At 57.3% G+C, this 19,083-nt stretch carries 21 protein-coding genes; 9 read left to right on the top strand and 12 right to left on the bottom strand.

The features are described from left to right. Positions 1–49 precede the first annotated feature (49 nt). The 12 genes from ccmI to AQ1_RS01670 all read right to left on the bottom strand — a co-directional run bounded on the left by ccmI (position 50) and on the right by AQ1_RS01670 (position 11,094). Positions 50–1,222 (bottom strand): c-type cytochrome biogenesis protein CcmI, encoded by a 1,173-nt coding sequence (gene ccmI / locus AQ1_RS01725; protein WP_042083445.1) that lies wholly within the window; start codon positions 1,220–1,222, stop codon positions 50–52. Then, complete coding sequence (locus AQ1_RS01720; protein WP_052370765.1) at positions 1,219–1,710, bottom strand: cytochrome c-type biogenesis protein; 492 nt, start codon at positions 1,708–1,710, stop codon at positions 1,219–1,221. Before AQ1_RS01720 ends, ccmI begins: the two co-directional genes overlap by 4 nt. Before the next feature lie 47 nt (positions 1,711–1,757). After that, positions 1,758–2,312, bottom strand: a complete 555-nt coding sequence (locus tag AQ1_RS01715; RefSeq protein ID WP_042083441.1) for a DsbE family thiol:disulfide interchange protein — start codon at positions 2,310–2,312, stop codon at positions 1,758–1,760. A 16-nt stretch (positions 2,313–2,328) separates the two neighbouring features. Next, the gene (locus AQ1_RS01710; RefSeq protein WP_042083439.1) at positions 2,329–4,329 is read right to left on the bottom strand and encodes a heme lyase CcmF/NrfE family subunit; all 2,001 of its coding nucleotides are present in this window, start codon (positions 4,327–4,329) and stop codon (positions 2,329–2,331) included. Continuing rightward, entirely contained in the window at positions 4,326–4,832 is a 507-nt protein-coding gene (gene ccmE, locus AQ1_RS01705; RefSeq protein ID WP_042083437.1) for a cytochrome c maturation protein CcmE, read from the bottom strand. Before ccmE ends, AQ1_RS01710 begins: the two co-directional genes overlap by 4 nt. Next, positions 4,829–5,035 carry a heme exporter protein CcmD gene (ccmD, locus tag AQ1_RS01700; RefSeq protein ID WP_042083435.1) on the bottom strand — a complete coding sequence of 69 codons (207 nt, stop codon included), beginning with the start codon at positions 5,033–5,035 and terminating at the stop codon, positions 4,829–4,831. Before ccmD ends, ccmE begins: the two co-directional genes overlap by 4 nt. Before the next feature lie 2 nt (positions 5,036–5,037). Then, a complete protein-coding gene (locus tag AQ1_RS01695; protein ID WP_081836994.1) occupies positions 5,038–5,826 on the bottom strand; it encodes a heme ABC transporter permease in 789 nt (262 codons plus the stop codon). Between the two features lie 76 nt (positions 5,827–5,902). Next, positions 5,903–6,571 carry a heme exporter protein CcmB gene (ccmB, locus tag AQ1_RS01690; protein ID WP_313978458.1) on the bottom strand — a complete coding sequence of 223 codons (669 nt, stop codon included), beginning with the start codon at positions 6,569–6,571 and terminating at the stop codon, positions 5,903–5,905. Between the two features lie 4 nt (positions 6,572–6,575). Next, positions 6,576–7,307 (bottom strand): heme ABC exporter ATP-binding protein CcmA, encoded by a 732-nt coding sequence (ccmA, locus tag AQ1_RS01685; RefSeq protein WP_042083516.1) that lies wholly within the window; start codon positions 7,305–7,307, stop codon positions 6,576–6,578. A gap of 167 nt (positions 7,308–7,474) precedes the next feature. Further along, on the bottom strand, positions 7,475–8,890 hold the full coding sequence (locus AQ1_RS01680) for a sensor histidine kinase (protein ID WP_042083426.1): 1,416 nt from the start codon (positions 8,888–8,890) through the stop codon (positions 7,475–7,477). 12 nt (positions 8,891–8,902) lie between these two features. Next, positions 8,903–10,327, bottom strand: a complete 1,425-nt coding sequence (locus tag AQ1_RS01675; protein ID WP_042083419.1) for a dihydrolipoyl dehydrogenase family protein — start codon at positions 10,325–10,327, stop codon at positions 8,903–8,905. Between the two features lie 56 nt (positions 10,328–10,383). Then, complete coding sequence (locus tag AQ1_RS01670) at positions 10,384–11,094, bottom strand: VTT domain-containing protein (protein WP_042083417.1); 711 nt, start codon at positions 11,092–11,094, stop codon at positions 10,384–10,386. Positions 11,095–11,552: 458 nt separating this feature from the next. Between AQ1_RS01670 and rpmH the strand changes: the two genes are divergently transcribed. From rpmH to AQ1_RS01625, 9 genes are all read left to right on the top strand, one after another. Continuing rightward, positions 11,553–11,687 (top strand): 50S ribosomal protein L34, encoded by a 135-nt coding sequence (gene rpmH, locus AQ1_RS01665; RefSeq protein ID WP_042083415.1) that lies wholly within the window; start codon positions 11,553–11,555, stop codon positions 11,685–11,687. 151 nt (positions 11,688–11,838) lie between these two features. Beyond that, a complete protein-coding gene (rnpA, locus tag AQ1_RS01660; RefSeq protein ID WP_462686903.1) occupies positions 11,839–12,324 on the top strand; it encodes a ribonuclease P protein component in 486 nt (161 codons plus the stop codon). Then, entirely contained in the window at positions 12,321–12,647 is a 327-nt protein-coding gene (gene yidD, locus AQ1_RS01655) for a membrane protein insertion efficiency factor YidD (protein ID WP_042083413.1), read from the top strand. The genes rnpA and yidD overlap by 4 nt, the downstream gene beginning before the upstream one ends. Before the next feature lie 7 nt (positions 12,648–12,654). Beyond that, entirely contained in the window at positions 12,655–14,436 is a 1,782-nt protein-coding gene (gene yidC / locus AQ1_RS01650; RefSeq protein WP_042083410.1) for a membrane protein insertase YidC, read from the top strand. Then, a complete protein-coding gene (gene yihA / locus AQ1_RS01645) occupies positions 14,433–15,107 on the top strand; it encodes a ribosome biogenesis GTP-binding protein YihA/YsxC (protein ID WP_042083405.1) in 675 nt (224 codons plus the stop codon). The genes yidC and yihA overlap by 4 nt, the downstream gene beginning before the upstream one ends. A gap of 39 nt (positions 15,108–15,146) precedes the next feature. After that, positions 15,147–16,073 carry an acetylglutamate kinase gene (gene argB, locus AQ1_RS01640; protein WP_042083403.1) on the top strand — a complete coding sequence of 309 codons (927 nt, stop codon included), beginning with the start codon at positions 15,147–15,149 and terminating at the stop codon, positions 16,071–16,073. Positions 16,074–16,218: 145 nt separating this feature from the next. Then, on the top strand, positions 16,219–16,881 hold the full coding sequence (locus AQ1_RS01635) for a DUF1223 domain-containing protein (protein ID WP_161760371.1): 663 nt from the start codon (positions 16,219–16,221) through the stop codon (positions 16,879–16,881). Between the two features lie 158 nt (positions 16,882–17,039). After that, the gene (locus tag AQ1_RS01630; protein WP_042083397.1) at positions 17,040–17,771 is read left to right on the top strand and encodes a ZIP family metal transporter; all 732 of its coding nucleotides are present in this window, start codon (positions 17,040–17,042) and stop codon (positions 17,769–17,771) included. A gap of 107 nt (positions 17,772–17,878) precedes the next feature. After that, positions 17,879–19,075 carry an efflux RND transporter periplasmic adaptor subunit gene (locus AQ1_RS01625; protein WP_042083395.1) on the top strand — a complete coding sequence of 399 codons (1,197 nt, stop codon included), beginning with the start codon at positions 17,879–17,881 and terminating at the stop codon, positions 19,073–19,075. The last annotated feature ends 8 nt before the right edge of the window (positions 19,076–19,083 follow it).

The raw sequence follows: 19,083 nt of genomic DNA, 5'->3' as shown, positions 1-19,083 counted from the left end.
CTGATCAGCGATCATTGGGCCTATGGGACAAGAGCGAAGGAAGGCTCGGCTATTGTGGCGTCAAAGTTTTCAGGTGACGGTCGATTTCTTCGAGGCGATCAGCAGGGGCAATCGCCCGCGCCCGATCCAGCGCCATCCTTGCGCTCTCCTCATCTCCTCTTACCATATACGCATTGGCGAGCCGAAGCCAGCCCTCAAAATCATCGGGGTTTTCATTTAATCGTGCGGCCAGCCGGGCCACCATCTGATCGATCATCGCCGTTTGTTCATCCGCGCTCATCCCGGCGGCAGATGATAAGGTTTCTTCTGATAGCACAGGCATCCCCGGGGCCGCCCCGCTGACCCGCCCGGCCAGCGCTTTTTGCTGGGCGATGGCGTTTTCGAGGCGATCGATGCGGGCCGCCAGATCCTTGCGCCAAGGGGCATCGGGGGGGGTGTTGGCAAAAAGGCTGGTCCAGCGGCTCAGGGCATCTTCCGGGCGATCATTTTGCAAAAGCCCCAAGCCCACATAATAAAGCGCCGTGGGGTGCGCAGGCTGAAGCATAAGGGCGCGGGCAAAGGCCAGATCGGCGGCAGGGGTCACCCGCCCTTCGGCTATAGCCACCAGAGCCTCGCCCAGGCGCGCCGCCATATCGGGATCATCGGGGGCAAGGTTGCTGGCCTTTTGATAGGCCCGGGCAGCCCGGGGATATTGCCCGGCATTATAGGCCGTGCGCCCCAAAATCACCCAGCCATCTAAACGCTGAGGGGTTTGGGCAAGGCGCTGTTCCAATTCATCGAGCAGGGCATCAATATCGGGGCTATCCTTGCCGCTGGCTTTGGTGCCTATTGCTTCATCCTTGGGCGCATCTGCCCCGGCAAGGCTGGCGGATTGGGGCGAGCCAAGCTCAAGATAAAGCGGGTAGGCGCCCACCAGAACCACGAGGCTGATCACAAGGATCAATCCGGCTTTTCCTTGGTCGGCGGCGGGGTCGGCGGCGGGGGCTTCCATCTCGGCTTCATCAAGGCGCAGGATGCGGCGATCAATCTCGATCCGGGCGGCGCGGGCTTCTTCCGCATCGATCAGGCCCCGCTGGCGATCCTCATCAATCTCGGCCCGCTGTTTTTGATAAAGCTGCAAATCGGCATCGCGGCGGCTGGCCGTTGTGGGTTTGCGGATCGCCGCCCAAAGGGGGAAGGCGAAGGCCACCAGCCCCATAATGGCAAAGATCATCCAGATCATCGGTTCTGTTCTCCCCGGTCGGCATCCCGATCAGATGTCGCGCCGCTTAAGATCGCATCGAGCCGGGCTTGTTCTGAAGCATCAAGGGGCCGGGGCCGTGCCTGCGGAGTTTGACGGCTGCGGTACCATAAAAACACCAAAGCCCCCAGCAAAAGGCCGGGGGGAAACAGCCATAAAATAAGGGTGCGCGGATTAAAGGGGGGCGACATCAAAACCCAATCCCCATAGCGCGAGACCAGAAAAGCCTCGATTTCTTCGCGATTTTTCCCTGCGGCCACCTGTTGGCGCACAAGAACGCGCAGATCCCGGGCCAAAGGCGCATTGGAATCCTCGATCGATTGATTTTGGCAAACCAGACAGCGGATGCCCGCCATGATCAGCCGGGCGCGGGCTTCCTGTGCCGCATCGGGCAAGGGGCGATCATCCACGGCAACGGCGCTGGCCGGAAGGGGGGCAAGGCAGAACAAACCCACAATCAGGATCGCCAAGCCTTTCTTTATGGCCAGCCCTTTTTTTATGACCTGCCAGCCTCGCATCATTCGCTCGCCTTTTCATTCGCCGGGCTTTCCTGCGCGGCCTTTTTGATGGCTTGGCGCAATTGATCCTGATTTTGCGGCAGAATGGGGCCGATATGCTTATAGGCGATCTGGCCCTGACCATTGATCACATAGGTTTCAGGCACCCCATAAACCCCGAAATCAATGCCCACCCGGCCATCGCGATCTGCCCCGATCCGGCGATAGGGATTGCCCAATTCCCCTAAAAAAGCGAGGGCATCCTCGGGCTTGTCTTTATAATTCAGACCATAAAGGGGAATGCCTTCATCGGCCAGTTCCATCAGGAAAGGATGCTCGATCCGGCAGGGTGCACACCATGAGGCAAAAACATTCAAAAGCACCGCCTCGCCTTTTGCCAGATCGCTGCTTTGAAGCCCTTCACCGCTCATCCATAAAGGCGGCAGGTCAAAAGCGGGCACCGGCTGGGCGATCATCGCCGAGGGGATTTCGCGCGGCTTTAAAAACAGGCCGATGGTCAATGCCATGACCAGCGCGGCAAATAACAGCAAAGGCACCCAGAGGATGGGGCGCATGGATGGGCTCCTTTTCTTATTCTGCCGGCAGGGCCTGGGGGCCGGGCCGGGTGGTGATGGCGGCCCGCTTGGGAGCCCCCACCCGCAAACGCCGATCCGAAAGAGAGAGGCCGCCGCCTATAACCATCAGACCCACCCCCATCCAGATCCATGAAATCAGGGGCTTCCAATAAAGCCGGGCCGACCAGCCGCCCTTGCCATCGGGATCGCCCACCACGGCATAAAGATCGCCCATGATCAGGGGATAGATCGCGGCTTCCGTGGTTTCCATCGGTGGGGCGCTATAGGCGCGCTGTTCGGGATAAAGCTCGGCCACATGATGGCTGCCTTTCATCACCGTGAAATGCCCGCGAACGGCGGTATAGTTCGGCCCGCCCACAGGCTCAACGCCCTGAAAAATCATGGTATAATCGGCCACTTCGGTGGCATCGCCGGGATGGAGCAGCACCAGCTTTTCGGTCATCCAGCTTTCGGATGCGGTGATCCCCAATACCAGCACAGCCATCCCCATATGCGCCGACCACATGCCCCAAATACCGCGCGGCACACGGCGCAAACGCCCCAAAGCCGCCATGGGCGCAAAGGGCCGTTGGGTGATTTTGGCCTTGTGCCCCATATCGGTGAGGATCGATCCCAAAAGCCAGAAAGCCAGCGCAAAGCCCAAAAAGGCCATCACCGGCCCCGGTCCCCAGATGAGATAGGCGCCCCCCGCCCCCAAAAAAGCGGCAAGGCCCGCCAGCCGCAGCATCCCCAAAGCCCGGCCGATGTCCCCGCGTTTCCAAGCCAGCAAGGGGCCAAAGCCCAAGGCGATGAGCAGCAAAACCATCAAAGGCACGAAGCTGATTTCAAAAAAGGGCGGCCCCACCGTGACCTTCGCCCCGCTCACCGCATCGAGAAAAAGGGGATAAAGCGTTCCCACCAGAACAATGGCGGCAGAAATGCTCAGGAGAACATTATTGGCAACCAAAGCCCCTTCGCGGCTCAGGGGGGCGAAAAGTCCCCCCGCTTCCAGCGATCCGGCGCGAAAAGCATAAAGGGCCAAGGAGCCACCAATGGCCAGCGCGAGCAGGATCAGGATAAACAGCCCCCGTTCGGGATCAACGGCAAAAGCATGCACCGATGTCAGCACCCCGGATCGCACCAGAAACGTGCCCAGAAGGCTCATGGAAAAGCCAAGAATGGCGAGCAGCAGGGTCCAGCGCTTCAAGGCATCGCGTTTTTCCATTACAATGGTGGAATGCAGAAGGGCCGTAGCGATGAGCCAGGGGATGAAGCTGGCATTTTCCACCGGATCCCAAAACCACCAGCCGCCCCAGCCCAATTCATAATAAGCCCACCATGAGCCAAGGGCGATGCCCGCTGTAAGCGCCATCCAGGCAAGCAAAACCCAAGGCCGCACCCAGCGCGCCCATAAAGGCCCCAATCGGCCCTCGATCAAGGCGGCAACAGCAAAGGAAAAAGCCACCGAAAGCCCCACATAGCCCAGATAGAGCAAGGGCGGATGAAAAGCGAGGCCGGGATCTTGCAACAGGGGATTGAGGCCGCGCCCCTCGATAGCCGCCGGGATCACCCGCTCGAACGGATTGGAGGTGATGAGCATGAACAGCAGAAAAGCGCTGGTGATCAGCGCTTGAATGGCCAGCACCCGGGCCCGGAAGCTGAGCGGCAGGGCCCGCCCGAACAGGCCAACCAATGATCCGAACAGGCTGAGGATCAAAACCCACAAAACCAGCGAGCCTTCATGATTGCCCCACACGCCCGAAATTTTATAGAGCAACGGCTTTAAGCTGTGGGAATTGGCCACCACATTCAAAACGGAAAAATCGGATACCAGATATGCCTGCATCAAAGCGGCAAAGGCGATCAGGATGAACAGGAACTGCCCCACCATCAAAGGCACGGCAAGGCTCATCAGCCGCTGATCATTGCGGCTCGCCCCATAGAGGGGGGCAATCGCCGCGAGGCTGGCCATCAGCAGAGCAAGGATCAGCGAAAAATGGCCGATTTCGGGGATCATGCGCCCTCCTCATCGCTATAGGATACGCCCATGGGATGGCCGCGCTCCTGCAGGCCTTCATAGACCTCTTTGGGCATATAGTTTTCATCATGCTTGGCCAGCACCTGATCGGCGATGAACCAGCCCTGATCATCCAGTCGGCCATCGGCGATGATGCCTTGTCCTTCGCGAAAGAGATCGGGCAAAATGCCGCTATAGATCACCGGCAGGGTCGTGGTTCCATCCGTCACCATGAAGGTTACGCTGGTGCCGTCATCGCGCTTTTTGAGCGAACCGCTTTCCACCAGCCCGCCCAAACGAAAGGCCTGGCCCGCCGTTAGATTCTGTTCGATCACATCGCTGGGCAGGCGGAAATAAAGGAGGGCATCATCCATCGCCCGCAGAATTAGAAAGGCTGCCAAAGCCAGAACTGTCAGGCACAGGATCACCAGCCAGAATCGCCGGCGCTTTCTGTTCCAGGCTTTGTGCCCACCTAAAGAGCGATGCGGGGCGTTCGTACTCATGAGGGTGTTTCCAGACGATCTTTTTCGGCATGATCGCTCCGGCGGCGGCTGCGCGCGGCTTTCAGCATTTCGGCCCGCAGGCCATTGATTTTCTGTTCGCGCCAGCTCAGCCATGCCAAAGCGATCAGCACCAGAAAAACAAGACCATAAGCAGCCCAGATATAGCCGCCATAGCCGCCCATATGAAAAAATTCATGGCCCATGGCTAGAGGGCCTCCTCTGTCCGGGTGGCCAGATTCTGTTCATGGTGCTGGTCATGGCGCTGTTCATGGTTCTGTTTTGGGCTTGGCATGGCCCCCAAAGCCTGCAACTTCAGCGCGGCCAATCCCGCTTTCATCCGCCACAGGAAAATCACGACGAAATAGGTCTGAAAGGCGGCCAGCATCAGATAAAGCGGCGGCCGCATCGAGGGATCGATGCGCGGCCCATCGGCCCGAAACAGGCTGGCGGGCTGATGCAGGGTGGTCCACCAATCAACGGAAAATTTGATGATCGGCAGATTGATCACCCCTACCAGCGCTAGAATGGCGGCAGCGCGGGCGGCTTTGCTGCGATCATCGAAAGCGCCCCAGATCGCCAGATAGCCCAGATAGAGGAAAAACAGCACGAGAACCGAGGTCAGCCGGGCATCCCACACCCACCAAGCCCCCCACATCGGCTTGCCCCACAAAGACCCGGTGGCCAAAGCCAACCCGGTGAAAGCCAGCCCGATGGGGGCCACGGCTTTGCCCGCCACATCGGCCAAAGGATGCCGCCAGACAAGGGTGGAAAAACCGGCAGCAGCCATCACCAGATAACAGAACATGGCCATATAGGCGCTGGGCACATGCACATACATGATCCGAACGCTCGACCCCTGCTGATAATCGGCGGGGGATAAGATCAGCGCCCAATAAAGCCCGGTAGCAAAAAGCCCAAAACACAAAAGCATGGCCACGGGCAGAATTCTATCTGCCAGACGAACAAAACGCGCGGGATTTGCGAACCAATGCATGAACAAGATTTAACCCTTCATCCCATGACAGGCAAGCCAATGCGCAATCCATCAGCCACCCTGCGGCATGATGGCGCTATTCCATGGCCAGCCGCAAGGCTCCGGCCGTGGCCAGCGGCCCCAAAACTGCAAACATTAGGCTGAGCCCGCCAAGAAAATTGAGATTGGCCGAAACCGATGCCAGCCCATCCACCGCATCCACCGCCCCTACGCCAAAGATCAATGTGGGGATATAAAGGGGTAAAACCAGCAGGGCGATCAGCGCTCCCCCCCGGCGGACTGCAACCGTCAGCCCGGCGGCCACCGCCCCCAAAAGGCTGAGCGCCGGGGTGCCGATCAGCAGCGCCAGAAATAAAGTGGGAAGGGCTTGGGCTTCGAGATGCAGCATCAGGCCAAACAACGGTGACAAAATCACCAGCGGCAGCAGCATCGCCAGCCAATGGGCCAAAGCCTTTGCCAGCACCACAAGGGGCAGGGGCAAAGGCCCCAGAGCCAGGGCATCGAGGGTGCCATCCTCATAATCGGCCTGAAACAGGCGATCGAGTGACAGCAAAGCCGAGAGCAGCGCCGCAATCCATAAAACGCCCCCGGCAATCCGCGCCAGAATCGCAGAATCAGGGCCAACCCCAAAAGGAAACAGGCTGATCGCCACGGCATAAAAAGCGATCACCAGCCCGGCGGCACCGCCCTGCTTGTAGCTCAGCCCGATATCGCGCATCATCAAAATGAAAAAAGCCCGCAGCATCGGCCTATCCATCCTCGAACAGGGGGCTTTGGAATGCAGGCGCGTCAAAGGCGGGGGCATAGCCATCGAGATCAAGGCGCGGACCGGGCAGATCAAGGCTTTGATGGGTGGCGAGGACCGCCAGCCCCCCCTGTGCCAGATGATCGCCCAAAAGGTCGATCAGCCGCGCCTGATGATCGCGATCAAGGGCGGTGGTGGGTTCATCGAGCAGCCAAAGCGGCCGGGGCGCCAGTAAAAGCCGCGCCAGCGACACCCGCTTGCGCTGCCCCGATGACAAGGCATGAAGGGGGATGGCCAGCAGATCCTCAAGGCCCAGCCGGTTTATGGCCGCTTCCATCAGGGCTTTTTGATCATGGCCGCCATCGCCTAAAAAACGTGACCAGAATTGCAGATTTTCATAAACGCTCAGGGCTTCTTTCAAGGCAAGGCTGAAGCCTGCAAACATCACCTGTTCGCGCAATAGCGCCGGTGTGCGGGACAGGGCTTCCCCATTCCAGCGGATTTCACCGGAAAAAGGCGGCGACAAGCCCGCGAGCAGGCGCAAAAGGCTGGTTTTCCCACTGCCATTGGGGCCATAGAGGCACAAAGCCTCGCCGGGCTCGAGTGTAAAATTCAGCCCGTGAAAAACCAGCTGATCGCCCCGGCGGCAGGCCAGATCATGGCCGGCCAAAACCGCATGGGGAAAAGGCTGTGTGGCATGGGGAGCGGCCCCGTTGGCGGGCTTTGGCATTGTCATGAAACCAGCATAAGCGATGGATCGATCCGCGCCTAGTGACTTGTCCGCGCCGCCACCAAACTTCGTCACCCCGGCCCCCGAGCCGGGGTCCATCTGGTGAAGGGCTCGTGCATGCAAAAGAGTGGGTCCCGGGTCAAAGCCTTGGACAATGCGGGAGAGGAGCCAAATCAGGCCGGAGAGGGGATTTCGATCACGAACACCGTGCCCTCATCGCTCGTGCGTTCAAGGCTGACCTTGCCGCCATTGGCCTCCACCAGTTCCGCGACGATGGCCAGACCCAATCCGGTTCCCCGGGCATTGGCCGATCCCTTGAAGGGGATAAACAGATTTTCTAACGCTTTTTTCGGCAGGCCCGGGCCGCTATCGGCCACCCGCACAAAATCACAATTATTTTTGCGCATGGCGGTGACGAGAATTTCGCCGCCTGTAGATTCCATAGCATTGGCGGCATTCCGCGCCAAATTCATTAAAACGCGAAAGAAATGATCCTGATCGGCATGAAGCTGAAAATCCTGCGGCACCAGATTTCTGAACTGAAGGGCGGATTCCGATCCTGTTGATTGTGCTTTTTGATCAAGGCCCAAAGTGGTCTGGACTTCTTCCACCAGCCGATGCAGGGGAAATGTTCGCTTATCAGGCGGGGGTTCATCCGCCCGGCCATATTTCAAGGTGCGTTCACATAAGCCGATGGCCCGATCAATGGCGGAAATCATCCTTTGCGACATATCCCGCACTTTGGGATCATCAAACATCAGCAAGCGATCAGAGGATAATTGCGCGGTGGCCAGAATATTGCGCAGATCATGATTGACCTTGCTCACCGCGGCCCCCACCGCCGCCAGCCTTTTCCGCTGATTGAGGGCAAAGCGCAATTCTTCCTGCATCCGGGCCAGTTCGCGTTCCGCCACACCCAATTCATCACTGCGCGACGAGGGGATCAAAGCCCGTTCGGGATCATCGGGGCGCTGGCGAAACAAGACCATAGAGCGGGTGAGACGCCGCAAAGGCCGCACCATCAGCAAATGCAGGGAGAGAAAAACCAGCCCCGCCGTGAAAAAAGAAATGATCACCGACAAAACCATCACATTGCGGGAATAAAGCGCCATGGCGCTGAACAGGGCCCGCTCTTCCATGATGATAGAGATTTCATCCCCCAATCGGGGCAAGGGCGTATCGGTGATGAGGATTGTACCCTCGCCGCCGCGCAAAAGCGTTGCAAACGCATCGAGCACATAATCGAAGGCCGCCGCATGGCGCATGTCATAGCGCCCCGCGATCCGTTCGGGCGCATCGCCATCCAGCATCAAATGGCGACGATCATCCAATTGCAGGGAAATCGCCTTGATCCCCGCCGTCCGCAATAAGGATGTTTCAAGCTCTTTGCTGATGGCATTGCCCGGGGCTTCCACCAGCGAAAGCGCAGCAATCTGGGCGGCGGCAAAGCGTTCTTCAAGAAAGCTGCGTCTGAACTGGGCGATAGAGGGCACATAAACAAACACCTCCACCACCATCACGAAGCTGATGGTCAATAACAGCAGCCGCGAGGACAGGCTGCTGCGCAATGACTCGACCCCATGTTCCATTCCGGCTGCCGTCTACCCCAATTTCTGGATGAATCTGACGATCTTCTTCATTCTATCGCTGAACAATCTATCCGTAAAATAGGCGCCTGCCACTCTTTTATTGATTTCACCCAAAGTGGGATAGGGGGCAATCATGCCCGCAACCGCCGAAACCTTCAATTTCTGCGAAATCGCCAGGGCCCAGATCTGGATCAATTCCCCGGCCGCCACCCCCACCATGCTGGCGCCTATGGGCCTGCCATCCTTCACCATCAGCTTCACCCGCCCTGCGGTGATGCCCTCGGTCCGCGCCCGATCATTATCCTTATAATCGGCGGTCAAAATCTGCACGGCATCGCCATGGCGTTCCCGCGCTTCAGCCTCGGTCAGCCCCACTTGCGCCAATTCAGGATCGGTGTAGGTGACCCAGGGCACCGCCGTATAATCGGCTTTGGATGGCAGGCGAAACAAGGCATTGCGGATCACGATCCCGGCCTCATAGCCCGCCACATGGGTGAATTGCAAACCGCCCCGCACATCGCCAATGGCAAAGATGCGCTTGTTCGAGGTGCGCAGGCGGGCATCGGTGGGAATCCCTTTTTCACTATGCTCCACACCGGCGGCCGCCAGATCAAGCCCGCCCACATTCGGCGCCCGGCCCGCCGCGATCAGCAAATGGCTGCCTCGGATCGTGAGATCCTGACCATCTTTTTGCGCTTTGATCTCCACGCCGCCATCTGCGGCCCGCACCTGTTTGATATCGATATCCGAACGGATATCGATCCCTTCGGCGCTGAGCTGATCAAGGGCGACCGCCGCCAGGTCCGGGTCATCCTTGGGCAGGGGTTTGAACCGTTCCAGAACCGTGACATCCGAGCCGAGACGCCGGAAAGCCTGAGCCATTTCCAGCCCGATCGGGCCTGCGCCGATGATCAGCAGATGATCGGGCCGGGTTTCGAGATCAAAGATCGTTTCGTTTGTGTAATAATGGATTTGATCAAGGCCATCAATCGGGGGCACCCGGGCCGAAGAACCGGTGGCGATGATGATTCGTTTGGCGCGGATGGTTTTGCCATCGGCCATGACCTCGCGCGGGCCGGTAAAACGGGCCGCGCCCTTGATCACGGTAACGCCCAGCTTTTCAAAGCGCTCCACCGAATCATGCGGGGCGATGGAGGCAATCACCTGATGCACATGATCATGGGCTTTTTTGAAATCCACCGAAAAGCCATCGATCTGTGCCCCCATCTGCCCGGGATGAGACAGATGGCGCGCGGCCTTGGCCGCAGCAAGCAGGGATTTGGATGGGATGCAGCCATAATTCAGACAATCGCCGCCCATCCTGCCTTTTTCGATCAGCACCACCCGGGCGCCCATCTGCACCGCGCCCGCCGCCACCGACAGGCCGCCGGAACCGGCTCCAATCACTAAAAGATCGGTTGTGATCACATCAGACATAGACATTCCTTATCCGCCATCATGCGGCGTTTGCCATCAACAGGATCGATGGCATTTTATGAATTTGAAGGCTTATCGATGGGCCGACCGCGCAGCTTGCGCACCACCACCGGGATCAGAGATAACAGTGCCAATCCGGCCAATGGGCCGATCACATGGGGCTGAAACAGCAATTCGGTGGCATCCACCTTGCCCCCCAAACGAACGGTTTCCGCCGCCCCCTTGCCAACCCAGACGAAAACGAACGTGCCGGGGATGATCCCAAGGGCCGTGGCCATCACATAATTTCTGAGCCGCATGCCCAGCAAAGCCGGGGCTATATTGAGTACCCAGAAAGGAAACACCGGGACGAGGCGCAGGGCCAGAAGATAATTGAATTCGTCTTTTTGAAAGCCGCGCTCGAACTTACCAAGCCAGGGACGGACCTTCACCCGCAAAGGATCGCCTAGGGATGTGCGCACCACGCTGAAAATCAGCGTTGCCCCAAGAGTGGCCCCTAAAAGCACCCCCAGCAAACCAAGCCACAAGCCGAAAATAACCCCCGAGGCGATGGTAACGACCGACATTGCAGGCAGGGAAACCGCTGTACCCAATGCATAAAAGGCTACCAGCGCCAGCAGAGCCAGCACCGTGTTCCGGGCTACGAACGTCTGCAAAAGCTCAAGATTTTCCCGCAGAGCCGTGAAAGACAGATAATCCCCCACGCCCGAGACATAAACGACTCCAATCAACAGAACGAAGATGGCCAGCGGAAGAAGCCGCTTCATGGAAAACCCCTTGCGATCTTCAGCTTTTGGGGGTGATCGGTCTTCGTTCGTCATTATTCTTCCTTTTCCACTCAAGATTGGCTTTCACACAAGGCCGGGTCGTTTTTACGACGCTTTCCGCTTGATCTCCAGCCAAAGATCATCTTTCCTCTTTGTCGCTACACATAATAAGGAAGTGTGTCTTGCGCATTCCAGTCTGCACACAAGGCTGTGATAGGCCAATGAAGAGACGTGATCACCTCAAAGGATTGCATATCGCTTCCCATTAAGGCCTTGGGCTTGGGTTTTGGAGCGGGAATGTTGTTGACAAGACCCGAAAGGGAAAGCTAAGAAGCGCCCCTTGAGTTTTGCGCTGCAAGAATGCTTTGCGCATGCCTTTTTGGCCAGATAACGCTCGTTTGGCCAGATGATGCTTGGGTGCATTTTTCAGCTATCAGTGATTGACGGAGTACGAAGACGTGAAAAGGACATATCAGCCCAGTAATCTCGTGCGGAAGCGCCGTCATGGTTTCCGTTCGCGTATGGCCACCGTGGGCGGCCGCAATGTGATCCGCGCCCGTCGGTCCAAAGGCCGCAAGCGCCTTTCTGCCTGAAACGACAAGCCTAGGATTTCAAGCCTGGGATTTCAAGCCTGGGATTGCTGGCCAAAGATTGGCTGCTGAACTGGCATGATCGGGCTTTATCATGCAGGATTGATGGTGGCCCGGAACTGGTGGCGATCATGATCGATAAAAGACCGATCGCTTGTCTTTGCGGTCGGTTTTTTTATTGGCAGCAAATGATCAGGGCAAGGATGACGTGAACAGCGCGGCACAAAACGCACCCCAAAGAGCCATGCTGACGACCTTGCGCCAGCGTCGTGAATTTTTGCGGCTGGCCAGTCAGGGGCGCAAGGTGGCCATGCCCGGGTTGGTTTTGCAAGCGGCCCCCACCCTCGCGCAGAAAAAAACGGGCCTGCAGCCATCCGGCCAACACAACACGCCCCAACAAAACGCGCCCCAGATTCGTGTCGGTTTTACCGCCAGCAAAAAGGTTGGCAATGCCGTGGCGCGCAATCGGGCCAAGCGCAGATTGCGGGCGCTGGCAGCCGATATTATTGGCAGGCACGGCCAGAAGGGCACTGATTATGTGCTGATCGCGCGTGCCCAAACCAATGAGCGCAAGCTTGCGGATTTACAAAAAGATTTGTGCATGGCCCTTTCAAAGCTATCTTTATGGAGGGATGAATGAGCCTGCTCAGCCATTTTCTGATCTTTTTGGTCCGCGCCTATCAGCTTGTTTTGTCGCCCTTTTTGGGGCCATCCTGCCGCTATCAGCCTACTTGTTCTTCTTATGCCCGGGATGCCATCCATCGATATGGTGGACTGAAGGGGGGATGGATGGCTATAAGGCGCATCAGCCGTTGTCATCCCTTGGGTGGCTATGGATATGATCCGGTTCCCGATGTGCCCTGTGGCCATGATCATCAAAAGGGTGCGCATCAACCCGACGATGCCAATCTGCCTGTTGCCTGCCCGGAAAAGACCGGGCCGCAGGCTGTGAAACGCCAGTGAGAGTTTTATGAAAGAACAGAAAAACCTGCTCATCGCGATGGGCCTGACCCTGCTGGTGCTGTTGGCATTCGATTATTTCTACGCCACGCCAGCCCGCGATGCGGCCCCCCTTTCCACGGCGGAGCAAAGCCCGCAAACAGATCCGCAATCCGCCGGGACCAATGCGCAGGAAAGCGATCTTTTGCCGCAAACCCCCACTATTCAGGGCGGCGCTGGTCAGGGAAACACTGGCAATCCGGGCGTTTCCGGCCTTGCTGGCAATGGGATGAGCCGGGCGGATGCTTTGGCGCAATCAAAGCGGCTGTATCTGGAAACGCCAAGGCTCAAAGGCTCGATCGCGCTCACCGGCGGCTTTATCGATGATCTGACCTTGAAGGATTATGATACGGATGTGGGGAAAAAGGGCAGTCCGATTGTTCTGCTCAATCCCCTTAAAAGCAGTGATGCCTATTATGCGTCCTTTGGCTGGACAGCGCGCCCCGGCCTTGGGATCGATGTGCCCGATGCGAAGACCGTCTGGTCTACCAAGGAAACGATGCTCAGCCCCGATAATCCGGTCACGCTGCGCTGGACCAATGAACAGGGGCTGGAATTCAGCCGCCGCATTTCGGTGGACAAGGATTTCATGTTCACCATCGAGCAGACCGTGCGCAATCCCAATGAAACCCCGGTGATGATGGCGCCTTATGGCCTGATCAGCCGACGTGGCGCACAGATGGGTTCAAAATATTTCGTCATCCATGAAGGCCCCTTGGGGGTTCTGGATGGCTCTTTGCGTGAGATCGATTATGAGTCGCTGCGTGAGGATGGCCCATCTTTGTACGACAGCGTGGGCGGTTGGCTGGGGCTGACCGATAAATATTGGCTCACGGCCATCGTTCCCGAACAAAGCGTGCCCTTCAAAGGCCGCTTCATCCACAGCGCCACCGGATCGGGCCGCTATCAGGCGGATTATCTGGAAGAAGAAGTGGTGATCCCCTCCACGGGCGAGAAAACCGTGACCGTGCGGTTTTTTGCCGGGGCCAAAGAGGTGGATCTCATCGAACGCTATGAAAGCGCCTATGATATCAAGCTGTTTGATCGGGCCATTGATTGGGGCTGGTTCATTTTCCTGACCAAGCCGATTTTTTATCTGCTTGATTTTCTCAATGGCCTGTTTGGCAGCTTTGCGGTGTCGATTCTGGTGCTCACCGTGATCGTTAAGGGCCTGTTTTTGCCCCTTGCCAATAAATCCTATGTTTCGATGAGCAAGATGAAGGCGGTGCAGCCAAAAATGAAGGCGCTGCAACAGCGCTACAAGGATGACAAACCGCGCCTGCAACAGGAAATGATGGAGCTTTACAAGAAGGAAAAGATCAATCCGCTGTCTGGCTGCCTGCCTATGCTGGCCCAGATTCCGGTCTTTTTCGCGCTTTATAAAGTTTTGTTCGTGACCATTGAAATGCGCCATGAGCCGGGCTTTTTCTGGATCAAGGATCTGTCCGTTGCCGATCCTGTTCTGATCACCAATCTTTTTGGATTGATCCCATGGGAGCCAACAGGCTTTCTGGCGGTGGGGATCTGGCCGGTGATCATGGGCTTTGCGATGTTCTTCCAGATGCGGCTCAATCCCGCAGCCGGCGATCCCATCCAGCAGCGGGTGATGATGGCCATGCCCTTTGTTTTCGTGTTCATCATGGCCGCTTTCCCGGCTGGCCTTGTGATCTATTGGACATGGAACACCCTTTTGTCGGCGGCACAGCAATGGATGATCATGCGTCGGCACGGGGTGGCCAATCCTGCATCATGACCGATCAGCCAGAACAGATCATCGAGGGCGAAAAACCAACGGATGAAGCATTGGAAAAAGGGCGGCTGTTATTCGCCGGGCCGTGCCAGTTTCTTCTGGGGGTTCCCGATATGGCGCATTTGCCTGCCCCCGGACATCCCGAACTGGCCTTTGCCGGGCGCTCCAATGTCGGCAAATCCTCGCTGATCAATGCTTTGACCGGGCGCAATACCCTTGCCCGCACATCCAATACCCCGGGGCGGACGCAGGAATTGAATTTCTTTCGGCTCGGCGTGGATCCCCGTCCGCTTATTCTGGTCGATCTGCCCGGCTATGGATATGCCAAGGTCACGCGTTCCAAGGTCAAGGCCTGGACAGGCACCATCCGCGATTATCTGCGGGGCCGCCAAACCCTGAAGCGGGTGATGGTGCTGATCGATTCGCGGCATGGCATCAAGGACAATGACCGCGAGATCATGAAAATGCTGGATGAGGCTGCGGTTTCCTATCAGATCGTGCTGACCAAGCTTGATAAGCTGAGCCGCACCGATCAGTCACTGATCATCGACAAGGTCAATCAACAGGCGCGCGTTTTTGTAGCCTGCCATCCCCATATTCACGCCACATCCGCTGAAAAAGGGACGGGGATCGCCGAATTGCGCGCTGATATTGCCCGCTTTTGCGAAGGCTGAGCACAGCTTGCCCTCGCCATCTGCCTGACAGGAGCTTTCATGAACGATCAGGATTTCAGCCAGATGCTGCAAGATAAAGCCGCCATCTTGTCGGAAGCTTTGCCTTATATGCGCCGCTATGCGGGGAAAACTTTTGTGGTCAAATATGGCGGCCATGCCATGGGCGATGCGCAGATCGCCCAAAGTTTTGCGCAGGATATGGTGTTGCTGCGGCAGGTGGGCATCAATATCGTGGTGGTGCATGGGGGCGGGCCACAGATCGGGGCCATGCTCGACCGCCTGAAAATCCAAAGCCGCTTTGTCGATGGCTTGCGCGTGACCGATGCCGCTACGGTGGAGGTGGTGGAAATGGTGCTTTCAGGCAGCATCAACAAAGGGTTGGTGGCCGCCATCAGCCATGCAGGGGGCATGGCGGTCGGGCTTTCGGGGAAGGATGGGGGCTTTGTCAGGGCGCGCGCGGTGCGCCGCAAAACGCGCCTGCCCGGCAGCGCTATCGAAGAGGTGCTTGATCTGGGATTCGTGGGCGAGCCCGAACAGGTGGATGGGGCCATTCTCAGCCGGTTTATCGCCTCGGGCCTTATTCCGGTGATCGCCCCTATCGGCCTTGGCGAAAAGGGCGAAACCTTTAATATCAATGCCGATACCATGGCGGGCGCGGTGGCGCAGGCTTTGGGGGCGGAGCGTTTTTTGCTGCTCACTGATGTGCAGGGCATATTGGATGCCCAGCAGCAGCATATCCCTGAAATTTCCCATGATGATGCCCGCGCTTTGATTGCCTCGGGCACCATCAGCGGCGGCATGATCCCCAAAGTTGAAACCTGCCTTTCGGCGGTGGAAAACGGGGTGGCGGCAGCGGTCATCATGAATGGCCGGGTGCCCCATGCGTCCTTGCTGGAAATTTTCACGGAACGCGGCGTTGGCACCCTGATCAGAGCACCGAAGACTAACGAATCTCGTGTCAGTTGAGCGCACGCACTGATCGCGCATTGGTGATTGGAGCCTGCTTGTTGCATGTGCTTATAGTCGGCTCATGTTGAAATACTGGATTGCATCACTGTTTTTGTTTCTGGCTCTGCCTGTCCATGCCCAAGAGGGGCAGACGGCGGACCGTTTGACTGTTGTTGAGCTGTTTTCCAGCCAAGGCTGCCCTAATTGCCCCCCTGCCTATAAGCTTTTATCCGATATCAGCAAAGAAGATGGCATTCTTGCCCTGAATTGGCCTGTTGATTATTGGGATTATCTGGGCTGGAGAGATGATCATGCCCGCCGGGCCTATTCCGATCATCAGCGGGCCTATAATCAGCGCTTGGGTGAGCCGGGTGTTTACACGCCGCAAATGGTGATCGATGGCCGCCTTGAAACGGTTGGATCGCGGCGGAAAGCGGTGGTCCAGAAAATCGGTCAGGCGCGGGATCTCGCCCGTCAGAATATCGATGTCACCTTGCAGGAATCCGAAGAAGCCTGCTTCATCACCTTGCCGGATCTGGAAAACGATGAGCGCAAAATTTTCGTGCGCGCGGTTTTCTATCGCACGGAAACCATTGCTGCCATCAGCCGCGGCGATAATGAAGGCAAAACCCTCAATCTGACCAATCTGGTGCGGGCTTCGCTGGATTTGGGCCCTTGGTCGGGGGATAAAGAAATTCTGAGCGTGCCCATGATCAAAGCCACCGAATCGGGTGCCGATCATATGGCGGTCATTTTGCATGCCGATGATGAAAATGGCCCGATCATAGGGGCGGCCCGCATCCGCCTCTCCAGCGCAGGCGTTTAATCCGCTCTTTTTAGGGTCAGAATGTCTGTCATTCTCGGCCTTTAGCCTTTTTCGGCTCCAGAATTTATCAGCCCCTATTGTTTGCTGGTATTTTACAGTTTGGGATGCTAGACCCGGCAATCGTTACTTTATAACGTTTTGTGCGGAGACTGCCGATCATGGCGCCTTTCCCATCTGCCTTGCTTTTCAGCCTGATCGCCGCCTTTGGCAGCCTGTGCGGCCTGGCTGTAATCCGCCATTATGAGAATTGGGGCCAGAAAAACAGTGTGCTTTTCGCCGCCTTTGCTGCGGGCATTTTGCTAAGCGCGGCTTTTTTGCAGATGATCCCCCATGCGATGTTTGCCGCCCCCCGGCTTGCCCCGATCGCCCTGATGCTCGGCTATCTGGCTTTATATGTCATTGGGCTTGCGACCAGCCGCAAAGATCATGCAAGCCATATGGACAAGCGCGCCATAGCCCTGATCCCCGTGATTGGCATTGCCATTCATTCCTTTGTTGATGGTCTGGCTTATTCGGTCTCTTTTTCCATTGATCAGCATACCGGCATGATGGCGGTGATGGGGCTGATCTTGCATGAATTTCCTGAAAGCATCATGGCGTTCGTCCTGCTTTTGCGCGGTGGCTTTCCTGTGCAACGGGCCCTTTTTCTTGCTTTTCTGGCCTCAACCCTCACCACGCCTTTGGGGATGCTGATCAGCTTTCCTTTCGTCTCCATGCTGGATGGCCCGCTTTTGGGGGCGCTTTTGGCTGCTACGGCGGGGGCTTTGATCTTTGTGGCCGCCTCGCATCTGGTGCCCAATATCGAACATGATCGCCGCCAGAAAACCGGGATCTTTTTTTTCGCGGGGATTTTATTCACCGCTATTCTACAACTCACGCATCTCATTTGATTGACAGTCTATATATATCCATGTGATATAAAAACTGACAGTGACAAACGGGCAAAGACCCGGCGCATCGATATAAAAAAACGATGACGCAGCGAGGAGCGCGAGACATGCGGAAATTTTTGATCGTCATGACGCCGATTTTGATTATCGGCGCGGCCATAGCCGGTTTTGCAATTTTGCAAGCCACCCAGCCTCTGCCTGAGAAGGCGGATGAACCGGAAATGCGTCCCACCAGCCTTCATGTCGTGCCGGTGGAGCAGAAAACCATCACCTTGATGGTCGAAACACAGGGGACTGTGGCATCAAAAACCGAGATCGATCTGGTCGCCCAGGTTGGCGGCAAGATCATCGCGGTGTCGCCGGCCTTTGCCGGGGGTGGCATTTTCAAGGCGGGCGAAACCCTTTTGCAGATCGAGCCGGCGGATTATGAATATGCGGTGATCCAGGCCAAAGCCCGGATTGCCGATCAGGCTCTTATTCTGGCGCAGGAAGAAGCCCGGGCCGAAGTGGCGCGCAAGCAGTGGAATTGGGATGAAGTGACCGATAAGCCCACCGCCCTTGCTTTGAAAGAGCCGAATGTGGCCCAGGCCCGGGCCAATCTGGCATCGGCACAGGCGCAGCTTGATCGCGCCGAGCTTGATCTGGCACGGACAAAGATTTCCGCCCCCTTCAATGGCCGGGTGCGGACAAAAAATGCCGATCTGGGGCAATATATCAGCCCCGGCAGCACTTTGGGTCAGGTCTTTTCCACCGATATGGTCGAGGTTCGCCTGCCCCTCACCGATCGGCAGATGGCCGAGCTTGATCTGCCCATCGCCTATGAAGCCAGAAGCTATGAAACCGCCCCGATGGTGATGCTGAGCGCAGTTCTGGCGGGAAAAAGCCATCAATGGACCGGGCGGCTGATGCGGACCGATGCCGCCATCGAGCAATCAACCCGCCTGTTTCATGCCATCGCCCAGGTACGCGATCCTTATGGGGCGGGCAGTTCCGATGGCGTGCCTTTGCCGGTGGGTTTGTTCGTTGATGCCAAAATCGAAGGCAGCACCCTTAAAGATGGTCTCAGTATTCCCCGGGCCGCCTTGCGCAATGCGGATGAGGTTTATGTTGTCACGGAAAACAACAGCTTATCGATCCGGCAGGTTGAGGTTATCTCGGCAGATAGCACGCGCGTGGTGATCGGCAAGGGCCTCGCAGCCGGAGAGCAGGTGGTGATTTCACCCGTGCAGGCCGTGCGAGAGGGCATGCCGGTTAATCCTTTGACATCATCTTCGGTTGAAACCATCGCCGTCGCGGCGGAATGAACAAGAGA

It is taken from the genome of Iodidimonas nitroreducens (assembly GCA_000710935.1).
Taxonomy (GTDB): Bacteria; Pseudomonadota; Alphaproteobacteria; order Sphingomonadales; family Rhodothalassiaceae; genus Iodidimonas; species Iodidimonas nitroreducens.
Note: the sequence above shows the minus strand (reverse complement) of the source record. Positions and strands in the feature narration are given on the sequence as shown.

Excerpts from the sequence above, each read along its gene's own strand:
- ccmI (WP_042083445.1), bottom strand. The coding sequence starts at position 1,222 with ATGATCTGGATGATCTTTGCCATTATGGGGCTGGTGGCCTTCGCCTTC.
- AQ1_RS01715 (WP_042083441.1), bottom strand. The coding sequence starts at position 2,312 with ATGCGCCCCATCCTCTGGGTGCCTTTGCTGTTATTTGCCGCGCTGGTC.
- AQ1_RS01710 (WP_042083439.1), bottom strand. The coding sequence starts at position 4,329 with ATGATCCCCGAAATCGGCCATTTTTCGCTGATCCTTGCTCTGCTGATG.
- ccmE (WP_042083437.1), bottom strand. The coding sequence starts at position 4,832 with ATGAGTACGAACGCCCCGCATCGCTCTTTAGGTGGGCACAAAGCCTGG.
- ccmD (WP_042083435.1), bottom strand. The coding sequence starts at position 5,035 with ATGGGCCATGAATTTTTTCATATGGGCGGCTATGGCGGCTATATCTGG.
- AQ1_RS01695 (WP_081836994.1), bottom strand. The coding sequence starts at position 5,826 with ATGCATTGGTTCGCAAATCCCGCGCGTTTTGTTCGTCTGGCAGATAGA.
- ccmB (WP_313978458.1), bottom strand. The coding sequence starts at position 6,571 with ATGCTGCGGGCTTTTTTCATTTTGATGATGCGCGATATCGGGCTGAGC.
- ccmA (WP_042083516.1), bottom strand. The coding sequence starts at position 7,307 with ATGACAATGCCAAAGCCCGCCAACGGGGCCGCTCCCCATGCCACACAG.
- AQ1_RS01680 (WP_042083426.1), bottom strand. The coding sequence starts at position 8,890 with ATGGAACATGGGGTCGAGTCATTGCGCAGCAGCCTGTCCTCGCGGCTG.
- AQ1_RS01675 (WP_042083419.1), bottom strand. The coding sequence starts at position 10,327 with ATGTCTGATGTGATCACAACCGATCTTTTAGTGATTGGAGCCGGTTCC.
- AQ1_RS01670 (WP_042083417.1), bottom strand. The coding sequence starts at position 11,094 with ATGAAGCGGCTTCTTCCGCTGGCCATCTTCGTTCTGTTGATTGGAGTC.
- yidD (WP_042083413.1), top strand. The coding sequence starts at position 12,321 with ATGAGCCTGCTCAGCCATTTTCTGATCTTTTTGGTCCGCGCCTATCAG.
- yidC (WP_042083410.1), top strand. The coding sequence starts at position 12,655 with ATGAAAGAACAGAAAAACCTGCTCATCGCGATGGGCCTGACCCTGCTG.
- yihA (WP_042083405.1), top strand. The coding sequence starts at position 14,433 with ATGACCGATCAGCCAGAACAGATCATCGAGGGCGAAAAACCAACGGAT.
- argB (WP_042083403.1), top strand. The coding sequence starts at position 15,147 with ATGAACGATCAGGATTTCAGCCAGATGCTGCAAGATAAAGCCGCCATC.
- AQ1_RS01630 (WP_042083397.1), top strand. The coding sequence starts at position 17,040 with ATGGCGCCTTTCCCATCTGCCTTGCTTTTCAGCCTGATCGCCGCCTTT.
- AQ1_RS01625 (WP_042083395.1), top strand. The coding sequence starts at position 17,879 with ATGCGGAAATTTTTGATCGTCATGACGCCGATTTTGATTATCGGCGCG.